General features: G+C 47.9%; 9 protein-coding genes. 4 read left to right on the top strand and 5 right to left on the bottom strand.

The genetic code is table 11. From position 1 onward, the window contains the following. Position 1 precedes the first annotated feature (1 nt). On the top strand, positions 2 to 454 hold the full coding sequence (locus tag ASL11_RS00580) for a bactofilin family protein (RefSeq protein WP_056608465.1): 453 nt from the start codon (positions 2 to 4) through the stop codon (positions 452 to 454). A gap of 82 nt (positions 455 to 536) precedes the next feature. After that, a complete protein-coding gene (locus ASL11_RS00575) occupies positions 537 to 1,271 on the top strand; it encodes an HAD family hydrolase (RefSeq protein ID WP_056608461.1) in 735 nt (244 codons plus the stop codon). Positions 1,272 to 1,324: 53 nt separating this feature from the next. On the opposite strand, the gene ASL11_RS00570 is transcribed toward ASL11_RS00575, so the two are convergent. Continuing rightward, on the bottom strand, positions 1,325 to 2,263 hold the full coding sequence (locus ASL11_RS00570) for an ABC transporter permease (protein WP_056608457.1): 939 nt from the start codon (positions 2,261 to 2,263) through the stop codon (positions 1,325 to 1,327). Next, a complete protein-coding gene (locus ASL11_RS00565; protein ID WP_056608454.1) occupies positions 2,256 to 3,191 on the bottom strand; it encodes an ABC transporter ATP-binding protein in 936 nt (311 codons plus the stop codon). The genes ASL11_RS00570 and ASL11_RS00565 overlap by 8 nt, the downstream gene beginning before the upstream one ends. A gap of 160 nt (positions 3,192 to 3,351) precedes the next feature. On the opposite strand from ASL11_RS00565, the gene ASL11_RS00560 reads away from it, so the two are divergent. Both ASL11_RS00560 and ASL11_RS00555 read left to right on the top strand, forming a co-directional pair. Beyond that, positions 3,352 to 4,554, top strand: a complete 1,203-nt coding sequence (locus ASL11_RS00560; protein WP_056608452.1) for a sensor histidine kinase — start codon at positions 3,352 to 3,354, stop codon at positions 4,552 to 4,554. 39 nt (positions 4,555 to 4,593) lie between these two features. After that, positions 4,594 to 5,277 (top strand): response regulator, encoded by a 684-nt coding sequence (locus tag ASL11_RS00555; RefSeq protein WP_056608449.1) that lies wholly within the window; start codon positions 4,594 to 4,596, stop codon positions 5,275 to 5,277. Positions 5,278 to 5,344: 67 nt separating this feature from the next. Here ASL11_RS00555 and ASL11_RS00550 read toward each other — a convergent pair whose 3' ends face one another. From ASL11_RS00550 to gltB, 3 genes are all read right to left on the bottom strand, one after another. Continuing rightward, the gene (locus ASL11_RS00550; RefSeq protein ID WP_056608446.1) at positions 5,345 to 5,821 is read right to left on the bottom strand and encodes a hypothetical protein; all 477 of its coding nucleotides are present in this window, start codon (positions 5,819 to 5,821) and stop codon (positions 5,345 to 5,347) included. Positions 5,822 to 6,018: 197 nt separating this feature from the next. Further along, entirely contained in the window at positions 6,019 to 7,503 is a 1,485-nt protein-coding gene (locus ASL11_RS00545) for a glutamate synthase subunit beta (RefSeq protein ID WP_056608443.1), read from the bottom strand. A 26-nt stretch (positions 7,504 to 7,529) separates the two neighbouring features. Next, the gene (gene gltB / locus ASL11_RS00540; RefSeq protein WP_056608440.1) at positions 7,530 to 12,122 is read right to left on the bottom strand and encodes a glutamate synthase large subunit; all 4,593 of its coding nucleotides are present in this window, start codon (positions 12,120 to 12,122) and stop codon (positions 7,530 to 7,532) included. Positions 12,123 to 12,401 lie beyond the last annotated feature (279 nt).

Raw genomic sequence — 12,401 nt, 5'->3', positions numbered from 1 at the left:
CATGTTCAAAAAAACTAAAAACCTCATGAATCCAAATACAACCGATACACTGATAGGTGAGGGAACCAGCTTTGAAGGCCGTATTAAATCAGAGGCAAGCATTCGTATTGAAGGCGGAATTACGGGTGATATCGACTGCGCAGGCGACGTCATTATTGGCGAGCACGGCGTCGTGAAATCCAATATCTCTGCGCGAGATGTGGTTCTGGCTGGAAGCGTTCAAGGGAATATTACAACCAAGGGTAAGCTGACTATTACCTCTACAGGCTCCCTTCATGGCAATATTAGCGCTGCTTCTTTCATTATTGAGGAAGGCGGCGTCTTCCAAGGCAGCAGTAAAATGGAAACGAAATCGACCGTGCCAGTATCCGTGCCAAACAACGAACCTGAAACGGGGAACCGACCTGTTGCTGCTCCTGAACAAATGTATAAAGGCAACACCGTGGCCATGTAATTCCTTCCTGCTAGGATAGAAGCTTTCCGCATGATATACTAGTTGGAAATTCATTTCTAACTGATGTAGGAGACACGGAACTATGAGAGAACAAGCCATCCTATTTGACCTTGATGACACGTTGGTGCATTGCAATAAATATTTTGACTTCGTCATTGACCAGTTCGTAGATTTGATGCTTACTTGGTATTCAGGCCATGGTCTAACTAAGCAGGATATCAGGCAAAAACAGTTGCAAATCGACCTTGCTGGTATTCAAATTCACGGCTTTATGCCAGAGCGGTTTCCGCAATCGTTCGTTGAGACGTACCAGTGGTTTGCGCAGCACTACAACCGTCCAGTAAGTAGCAAAGAGGTTGACTGGCTCATGCAGCTCGGTCACACGGTTTACAGTTACACCGTCGAGCCATACCCACTGATGAATGAAACCCTTCACAACCTTCAACAAGCTGGTCACAACTTGTTTCTGTATACAGGTGGAGATGTTTCTATTCAAATGAAGAAAATCAAGGATGTCGGTCTAGATCAATTTTTTCAGGATCGTATCTTCGTAACCGTCCATAAGACACGTGAGTTTATGAATACATTGATGCAGGAAAAGCAATTTGATCGACAGCACACGTGGATGATCGGCAACTCGATCACAACAGACGTGCTACCAGCGCTCCATGCAGGTATCCATGCGATTCATATCCCCGTTGCAGATGATTGGGTATTTAACAATGGGACGATTGACGTCACGCCAAAGGGCGCGTTTTACCAACTGCCTTCCTTGTTGGAAGTACCAGAGGCCATCCAATCGTATATTAAGAAATAAAAAAAAGAACGATCCCCCGGTTTAAACTAAACCGGAAGGATCGTTCTTTTTCATTAAGCCGCGACGTCACGTCTGCGAAATATTTCCCAGGAAAGAACATTAAATAACAAGAAGTAGCACACAAGCATTGTGATGGAGAATCCCAACGTCATTCCCTCCGCTAGCGGCTGTCCCTCTAGATACTGAGTGAGATCCGTATTCGCGAATAGGAAGTATTTGCCCCACGTATACCGCAGGAACAATAAGGTAATCACTTGGCCAGCGAACATGATGAAGATACTAAGGCCGATCGCAAGAGAAGCGCTGCGAAACACGGTGGAAATCATAAAGGCCAACGTAACGATCATCACGAGCTCAATTAATTTAAGTCCATAGGTCGCCAACACATAGAGCAGCATGTTTTTCTCCTGCACCTGCCCTGCGGCGTTCACAATTAAATGAGGGAGACTCAGTCGCTCAAAGCCATAGGAGAAGCCGTTCACAATCAGGGCAGTAATGAACAAAATGACCATTAACGTAGCTGCAAAAATAAGTGTTGTCAGATACTTCGACAATAAGATCTTCGACCGGCTAGCAGGACGAATGAGCAGCAGCTTGATGGTTCCCCAAGTAAACTCCCCTGCTACCATATCTCCAGCAATAATGACTGTGAAGAGCGTAACCACAATAATTAACCCAGAAGCAGTGAGCATACCTTCCCATAATGTGTTATCAATCGGTGGGTAATTGTGATCCAGCATGTATTGCTGAAGCGCACTTTGTTCCCGCATCTGCTTCTTAAAATTCTCTGGAATATCCGCATTTGCAAGCTCTGTCTTATTGTGTTCAATCGTTTCTGAAGCCCTTATTTTCCAGCTATCATCATTGTTGTTCGTATCGGAATGCGATAACACACCAGTGAGCACGACAATGACAATTAACAGGATCACTAGAATCCATGTTCGAAGTCGACTATAAATCTTCATATGCTCATTCTTGATGAGATTAAGCAATAGGATCACTTCCCGTCATTTCTAAAAATTGATCTTCCAGCGACTTCATTGTTTTGCGGATGCCATAAACAGAAATCCCCGCCTCTACGAACCGCTTATTCAACAAAGCTATCGCTTGTTTGTCGAGATCCATCACAAGTTCGGCATCGATAACTTCCACTGGATACCCTTGAGCAGAAGCTAACTTCACGGCTTGTTCTATCGCGTCCACCTCATAGACGACCCGCTGTTTGCCGTCCTCCTGAGCATATTCCTTGATAAGTCTAACATCAACTAATTTCCCATTTTGAATAATGGCTACACGGTCACACATCAGTTCCATTTCCGCTAACAGATGCGAAGAAACAATAACGGAAATCCCTTCATCACGGGTAAGCTTACGCAAATGATCTCGAAGCTCTCGTATGCCAGCTGGGTCCAACCCATTAGTCGGCTCGTCCAAAATAAGAACTGACGGCTTATGTAGAAGCGCTTGCGCAATGCCTAGCCGTTGCCGCATGCCCAGCGAGTAGGTTTTCACCTTGTCATGGATACGATTCGTCATCCCAACAAGATCGATCACCTCTCCAATTCGCTCCTCGCCAATACCTGGAATCATCCTGGCATAATGAACCAAATTCTTATAACCGCTTAAAAATTTATACATTTCCGGATTTTCTACAATCGCGCCAATATGACGAATCGCTTGTTCAAAATGCGTGCGAATCGAATACCCGCCAACACGGATATCCCCCTCCGAAATCGACATCAATCCTACCATCATACGGATGGTAGTCGTTTTTCCCGCACCATTGGGCCCGAGAAATCCGAACACCTCGCCACGCGGCACATCGAAACTTAGCTTATCAATAATGGTCTTAGAACCAATACGTTTAGAAATATTATCCACATGTACGATGGGCGTACCAACCTCTTGTGATGCTGACATTCGACATCTCCTCTCTTTTTTAACCAATATAATCCAATCCTAGCTTACTTCGGCTGTCATGCCTAGTGATATTTCAGTCATATGACTGCGCTCACTATGGCTTTTTACTAATTTTATGTACAATAGTAAGATACGAACTGTTAGTAAAAGGAGCTCATCTATGATCCAAAGAAGACCGTGGCACGGTGTAGAGTGGTCACTGTTTATCGTCTTGACCGGCGCTGCACTACTTGGTTTACTGTATAGCTGCCTTCACATCTATGAACAACCATTCTCCCACATCCTGTTAACCATATTGGCCATTTTGCTCTCTTATGGGGTTCCTTTTATATTCTGGCGACCCCACTACATTAATCCGACATGCTATCCAATTGCTGTTCTACTAACTGGAATCCCCCTACAAATTTACTTGGCTTGGATGGAGCAAGACGCCTTACTTACCATTAATTGCCCAATTATGGTTATTGGATTCCTCACCGATCGAAAAAATGCGTGGTGGACCGCCCCTATTTTCATGTTAGGCATGCCGATGACTTACTTTTTCCTTCTCCATAGCGGCATGGGAGTCGGACAACTATTTAGTTTTATCCTAAATGCTGTTCTCTTCTTCGCAATCGGATTAAGCTTACAACGCGCCGTCACTTCTAACGAGAAGACCGAGAAGCTTCTAGGCGAGAACCAACGTCAATACCATTTGATCCATGAGCAAAATAATGTTCTTGAGCAGTACGCGAATCAAATTGAGCAGCTTACTTTAGTTGAAGAGCGCAATCGGATGGCCCGTGAGCTTCACGATACGGTAGGACATACATTCACATCCGTCATCATGGGAATGGACGCCGTCTCGTATTTGATCGAAGTTTCGCCCGAGAAAGCCAAGGAGAAGCTCGACGTCCTGCGCAATGTGACTAGAGGTGGTCTAGAAGAAGTGCGCCGCAGCATTCATCAGATGGTCCCCCAAGAGGGCGATCTGATGCTATCTCAGCAACTGTCACGACTTGCCAATGAATTTGCTTTGCACACAGGAACACAGATTCACTTCACGACGGTTAGTGACGAGTTCGAAATTCCCAAACAAACCAAGCTTTCATTAATTCGTTGTCTACAGGAATCACTGACGAATGCCAAGCGCCATGGTAAAGCAGCTTCTATCGAAATTGTACTAACCTATGCCGATGACCAAATCTCCCTACGCATTGAAGATGATGGTATAGGCACCGATCAATTGAAAATGGGCTTCGGGATTGCCGCGATGCAAGAACGGATAACGGCGCTGCAAGGCACTTTACAAGTACGTTCTTTGCCTGAAGAAGGGACCGTTGTCCATTGTTTTATTCCTGTCAAACGTTTTCCAACCTTTTAAACCTATAAACCCTTTTAATAGCTGTGAGGAGGATTTGCTATGACTGTAACCCAAGCTCCGCTCAAACTTCTCCTGGTCGATGATCAGGATTTGATTCGTGAAAGCTTACACATTGTACTGGGCATGGACCCCGATATTGAGGTTGTCGGCTTAGCTGAAAACGGGCATGTCGCTGTAAAACTGAGTGAAGAAGTGCAACCCGATGTCGTTCTAATGGATATTCATATGCCGATTATGGATGGCGTTGAGGCTACACGTCAGATTAAAGATACCTGGCCGCATATTCGTGTCATCATTTTGACTACCTTCCAAGAAATTGGTTACGTCGTAGATGCACTTAGTGCTGGAGCTGAAGGCTACTTGCTCAAAGCCATTCATCCCAAAGATCTTGCTACAGGGATTAAATGGGTTCATCATGGCGGCACCTTAATTCCGCATGATATTGCCAAAATGCTTGTCCAGCAAGCTCGTGACGGCGGAAGCGGGGCTTCCACAGAAGATAAGGAAGAGAGCAACGTTCGAACAGAGACTTACGGCCTCAGCGAACGTGAGTTACAGGTACTTCACAGCATCGCCGACGGCCTCAATAATCGTGAGATCGCAGAGAAGCTATTCTTGTCTGAGGGTACAGTGAAAAACTATATCTCCAACATCTACTCGAAAATGGACGTCCGAGACCGTGTTCAAGCTTCGAAAAAAGCACATGATGAGGGGATTCTGTAATCGAGAGGAATTTCATAAATAAAGACCGCTCTTCATCTAAGAAGAAGCGGTCTTTGCTGTTACACGACTATTCAAAGAGCTTCTCGAGAAAACCCTTTTTTCTTTTCCGAATCTTACTATAGCTCTTTACTCTTGAAAAGGGTAGGGGCGTATCTTCCGTTGACGAATTATGGATTGGCCCAGCGCTAAGGCTGACTTCTTCCGATACCACTGGCGTATGTTGAAGCTCCATCTTATCTTCTTGATTCGCCGCATGCTGATGGACAACAATGGTGTTAACCAGCTGCTCATGCAGTTTGTTCTCAAGCTGGTGCCTGCATAATCGCAGAAATTGCTCTTGCTGTCTATTCTGGAGTTCAAACTGCTCATGAAGTTGCGCTTGGAGCTCTTCTACCTGCTTGGAAAGTAGCATGACGGTCTTTTGCAAAGAATGCAGATCCTGCGCCCTGACTGGCTCATCGCTGCCAACCTCATCAGAATATTCCTCATTCCCGACCATTAATGCTTGTAACTCCTCAGCTGTAAGAAGATCTTCTTTCCTCATGCGCTTCCCTCCATTCCGTACAACTTGCAGTCTATGCTTGGACTGCTCTTTCTTCTATTGTACATGAGTTTACAGAAATGTTCACGTTTATTAGTCTAATGAGGCGAACCAACTGATGGGCACAATCTCGCTTTATCCACTAGACAAGAAAAAACTGCTCACAGGTAACTCTCTACCCGCAAGCAGTCTAACAAAGCTTATGGCAAATTCGACGATCCCATCAAGAAGCGATCCACTTCGCGTGCTACAGCACGACCTTCGTTGATCGCCCATACCACGAGACTTTGTCCGCGACGCATGTCGCCAGCGGCGAAAACGCCATCTACGTTCGTAGCGAACTTCCCGTAATCCGCTTTCGCGTTGGAGCGCTCGTCTTTGGCTACGCCGAGCTGATCTAAAACGGTGCTTTCTGGTCCCGTGAAGCCCATCGCAATCAACACCAGCTGCGCTGGGTATACCTTCTCGCTGCCAGGCACTTCAACAGGCACGAACGCGCCTTTCTCGTTCTTCTGCCACTCGATCAGAACCGTATGCAGCTCCTTCAAGTTTCCGTTCTCATCCCCCACGAATTTCTTCGTGTTGATTAAGTATGTCCGCGGGTCTTCACCTTGAAGCGCAGCCGCCTCTTGCTGACCGTAGTCCACTTTCAACACCTTCGGCCACTCTGGCCAAGGGTTGTTCGCTGGACGTGTCTCTGGTGACTTCGGCATGATCTCAAACTGCGTCACGCTCTTACATTTATGACGAATGGAAGTTCCTACACAGTCGGTTCCCGTATCACCACCACCGATAACGATTACGTCTTTGCCCTCAGCGGAAATGAATTCACGATCCGCATGCTCGGAATCAAGCAAGCTCTTCGTGTTCTTGCTCAGGAATTCCATCGCCAGATGCACACCACCGAGCTCACGACCCTCGATCGGTAGATCACGGCCCTTCGTTGCTCCGCCGCACAGAACGATCGCATCGAATTCCTCTTGCAGCTTCTCAATCGGGTAGTTCACCCCGACGTGAGCGCCCGTTACGAAGGCAATACCTTCGGCTTCAAGCAGATCTACACGACGCTGGACATACTTTTTGTCCAGCTTCATGTTCGGGATACCGTACATCAGCAAGCCGCCAACGCGGTCTGCCCGTTCAAATACGGTAACCCAATGCCCTGCTTTGTTCAGCTGCGCTGCTGCCGCAAGTCCGGATGGACCTGAACCCACAACCGCAACCTTCTTCCCTGTACGCGTTTCCGGCGGTTCAGGCTTGATCCAGCCTTCATCGAAGCCTTTGTCGATGATCGCTTTCTCAATGCTTTTGATCGTAACCGGTGTGTCCTTCAAGCCTACTGTACAAGAGCCTTCACAAGGCGCCGGACATACACGGCCTGTAAACTCCGGGAAATTATTCGTCTTGTGCAGACGATCCAAAGCTTCACGCCATTGACCGCGATACACGAGATCATTCCATTCTGGAATGAGATTGTTCACCGGGCAACCAGCGGCCATGCCGCTGATTAATGCCCCTGTGTGGCAGAAAGGAATCCCGCAATCCATACAACGAGAACCTTGTATCTGCAATTTATCTTGCGTAAGTGGTGTCGCAAACTCTTTCCAATGGCCGATTCGGACCAACGGAGAAGCTTCGGATGCCACTTCACGAGCATGTTCTATAAAACCGGTTGGTTTACCCATTTACGTTTAATCCCTCCTGAGTTTCGTTAATTTCCACCGACACGGGAAACATCTCTCATATTCGCCTCGAAAGCAACCATGACCGCTTCTTGTTGGCTTAGACCGGAGCGTTTCACTTTCTCGATAGCATCAAACATCCGTTTGTAGTCCTTCGGTATAACCTTCACGAACTTCCAAACGTACTCATCCCAGTGCTGAATAACCTGGTGGGCAACGCTGCTATCCGTAAATGTGGCATGATGTTGGATCATCGTTTTCAATTCATTCATCTCATACGTTTCTTCCAACTGCTCGAGGTAAACCATCTCTTTATTCACTTTGCTTTGGAAGTCACCATTCACATCCAGTACGTAGGCAATACCGCCTGACATACCCGCTGCGAAGTTACGCCCTGTTGGACCAAGGACAACGACTCGACCACCCGTCATATACTCACAGCCATGATCGCCGACACCCTCAACGACGGCACGCACACCACTATTTCTTACGCAGAAGCGTTCGCCAGCGATACCACGGATGTAAACATCTCCATCTGTAGCACCATATAAGGCAGTATTGCCGATAATCACGTTATCTTCAGGTACAAAAGTCGACTTACTGGATGGGAAAATCGCCAGCTTACCGCCAGACAATCCTTTCCCTACGTAGTCATTGGCATCTCCTTCGAGGGAGAGTGTGATCCCTTTCGGTACAAAAGCACCAAAGCTTTGACCTGCTGATCCTTCAAAATGTAGACGAATCGTATCGTGCGGCAAGCCATCAACGCCGTGACGGCGTGTGACTTCGCTACCCACGATCGTTCCGACAACACGGTTCACGTTCGTAATTGGCAGAATCGCGTGTACATGCTCTTTGCGCTCAATTGCTGGCTCACAAATAGCAAGCAGCTTCGTCATATCCAAGGAGCGATCTAAGCCATGATCCTGCTCCATTTGGCAGAAGCGGCCGACTTCTTCGCCCATGTCCGGTTGGTGCAGCAGTGGCGTAAGATCCACGCCTTTGGCTTTCCAATGCTCGACCGCTGGCTTGGACTCCAAGATATCGGTACGTCCAACCATCTCTTCGATCGTGCGGAAGCCAAGCTCTGCCATCATCTCACGTACATCGTTGGCGATAAAGGTCATGAAGTTCACAACATGCTGCGGATCTCCAGCAAATTTCTTACGAAGCTCCGGATTTTGCGTAGCGACCCCAACCGGACAAGTATCCAAATGGCAGACGCGCATCATCACGCAGCCGATGGTAATCAATGGTGTTGTTGCGAAGCCGAACTCCTCGGCACCGAGCAGGGCAGCTACGACAACGTCGCGCCCAGTCATCAGCTTGCCATCCGTCTCGACGACGATACGGCTGCGCAGGTTGTTCAGCACGAGTGTCTGATGCGTCTCCGCCAGACCAAGCTCCCACGGCAGTCCCGCGTGACGAATACTCGTCTGCGGTGACGCCCCTGTGCCTCCGTCGTAGCCGGAGATGAGGACAACGTCCGCTTTCCCTTTGGCTACACCGGCAGCAATCGTGCCAACACCGACCTCGGATACCAGCTTAACGCTGATTCGTGCCCGTGGGTTGGCATTCTTGAGATCGTGGATCAGCTCTGCGAGATCCTCGATCGAATAAATATCATGATGCGGCGGCGGCGAAATCAAGCCTACGCCTGGTGTAACACCGCGAACCTCGGCAACCCAAGGGTACACCTTGGTTCCCGGAAGCTGACCGCCTTCGCCGGGCTTCGCGCCTTGCGCCATCTTGATCTGAATCTCGTCAGCATTGACGAGATAGTGGCTCGTGACGCCGAAGCGGCCGGATGCCACCTGCTTGATGGCACTGCGGCGAAGATCGCCGTTCGCATCTGGCGTGAAACGCTCCGGATGCTCGCCGCCTTCGCCGGTATTGCTCTTGCCGCCGATGCGGTTCATCGCAATCGCGATCGTTTCGTGCGCTTCTTTGGAGATGGAGCCGTAGGACATGGCTCCGGTCTTGAAGCGCTTGAAGATCGATTCGATCGGCTCCACCTCTTCGATCGGAATCGGTGTGCGTCCTGCTTTGAAGCTCAGCAGTCCGCGCAAAGCCATATATTTCTCGTCTTCACGTTTGACGAGCTTACTAAAGTTTTTATACATGCCGTAATTGTTCGTACGAACAGCTGATTGCAGAGCATGCACAGTTTCTGGGGTGTAGATGTGATCTTCCCCGTCTCTGCGCCATTGCAAGTCGCCGCCTGTATCCAGCACACGATCGCGTCCCTCTTGTTCAGAGAACGCACGGCTGTGACGCATTAGGGCTTCCTTCGCCACCATTTCGATACCGATACCCCCAACTGGGGTATACGTCCAAGTGAAGTAGCTATCTACCAGCTCTTGGCTCAAGCCGATCGCTTCAAAGATTTGCGCCCCGCGATAGCTCTGAATGGTGGAAATCCCCATTTTCGCTAGCACTTTAACTACACCCTTCGTGACAGCTTTGATGTAGTTATAGATCGCCTTCTCGTGATCAACGCCAACTAGCTGCTTACGCTGAATCATGTCATCAAGCGTTTCTAACGCCAGATATGGATTGATTGCACCTGCGCCATAGCCGAGCAATAGGGCAAAATGGTGCACTTCACGCGGCTCACCAGACTCGACAAGCAAGCTGACTTTCGTCCGCGTGCCTTGACGAATCAAGTGGTGATGTAAGCCTGATGTTGCGAGAAGTGCCGGAATCGGCGCGTTCGCACTATCTACACCACGGTCTGAGAGAATAATCAGCGTAGCGCCGTCGATAATTGCTTGATCGGCAGCCACGTACAAATCTTGCATCGCACTCTCAAGCCCAGCAGTACCTGCCGATGCTTCGAAAAGCGTCGACAACGTGACCGTTTTGAAACCATCACGCTGAATATGACGCAGCTTCGCCAGTTCTTCATTGGAGAGGAACGGCGACTTCAAACGAATTTGACGGCAGCTCTCTGGCTCGGGCTTAATCAGGTTGCGCTCTGGCCCAATCGTGGTGCCCTGCGCCGTAATAATTTCTTCAAAGTTCGCATCAATTGGCGGGTTCGTTACTTGTGCGAATAATTGTTTAAAATAGTTATAAAGCAGCTGCGGACGGTCTGAAAGCACCGCAAGCGGCGCATCCGTACCCATGGAACCGATCGGATCCACACCCGTTTTGCCCATAGGCTCAAGCGTCTTACGCAGTTGTTCGAAGGTATAGCCAAACGCTTGCTGACGCTGAAGAATCGTGTCCTGGTCAGAGCCAAGTACAATTGGCGCATCTTCCAGATCCTCTAGGGAAACGAGATGCTCATTCAACCAATCCCGATACGGCTGCTCGCTAGCGATGCCGCTCTTGATTTCTTCGTCGGTCACGATGCGGCCTTCTACCGTATCCACAAGCAGCATGCGCCCCGGTCTTAGACGGTCTTTGTACAAAATGCGCTCAGGCTCGATATCCAGCACGCCTACTTCAGAAGCAAGTACAATTAAATCATCCGTTGTCACATAGTAACGAGAAGGACGTAAGCCATTACGATCGAGAATCGCTCCGATCTGACTGCCATCTGTGAAAGCAATAGCTGCTGGACCATCCCACGGCTCCATCAAGGTGCTGTGATATTCGTAGAACGCCTTTTTATCATCATCCATACCTTCATGCTTAGACCAAGGCTCAGGTACCATCATCATGGCGGCATGCGGCAATGAACGGCCTGAAAGCATAAGGAACTCTAGTGTATTATCAAACATTTGGGAATCGGAACCATCCGTATCAATAACTGGTAGAATACGTTTGAAATCTTCACCAAATAAATCAGAGTCACACATCGCTTGACGCGCGTGCATCCAGTTGACATTACCACGAAGTGTATTGATCTCACCATTATGAATCAAATAACGGTACGGATGCGCACGTTCCCAGCTCGGGAACGTATTGGTACTAAAACGGGAGTGAACGAGCGCTAAGGCAGATTCTACCTTCTCATCTTGCAATTCCACGTAATACGCGTCCACTTGCTCAGGTGTTAGCATCCCTTTATATACAATCGTTCTGCTAGACAAGCTAGAATAGTAAAATTGCGATCCCGGAAGGGATAGTTTGATAGCGTTTTCAGATAATTTACGAATAATGTATAACTTGCGCTCAAAATCAAGATTCGTCGCAGTATCTGCGCTTTGGCCGATAAACACCTGACGAATATATGGTTCAGCGGATACTGCAGAATCCCCCAACGAACTGTTATTTGTTGGAACGGTTCTCCATCCAAGAAATTGTTGCCCTTCTTGTTTGACTATTCGCTCAATGGTACTTTCACAAGCTTGACGTGCCTCTAATTCTTGAGGCAAATAGACCATACCTACGCCATAGCTGCCAGCAGTTGGAAGTTTAATGTTCTCTTGTTCACAGGCGGATTGAAAATACGTGTCTGGAATTTGCATCAAAATGCCTGCGCCATCCCCCGTATTCGGGTCACTGCCTTGCCCGCCTCGATGATCCAAATTGCAAAGTACGCGAAGCGCTTGCTTGACGATGGCATGAGATTTGACACCCTTGATATTGGCAACAAAGCCTATACCGCAAGCATCATGCTCATTCCTCGGATCGTACAGTCCCTGTTTGGGCGGTAATCCATTAATAGTCATGTTGTGCAACCTTTCTTCCCTCGTTTTTCGCTGGACTTTGTTAAACGCATGCTTTAAAGTGCTAAAAAGTAAGAATTCAATGCTTCATATTTCGACTACATCCGCAATAAGTAGAGGAAATATTCTCAATATTTTTTCTATTATATTAACACTTGGTTTCCTATAGTTCAATTTAAAAATATTTAAATTGAAAAGGTTTTCATTTTAATAGAATCGCCAGTTGAAACATATTGTATAGGCACGATAAATGTTCTCATTTCCTATATAAATACAACTGGC

Source organism: Paenibacillus sp. Soil750, from assembly GCF_001428045.1.
Classification (GTDB): Bacteria; Bacillota; Bacilli; order Paenibacillales; family NBRC-103111; genus Paenibacillus_E; species Paenibacillus_E allorhizoplanae.
Note: the sequence above shows the minus strand (reverse complement) of the source record. Positions and strands in the feature narration are given on the sequence as shown.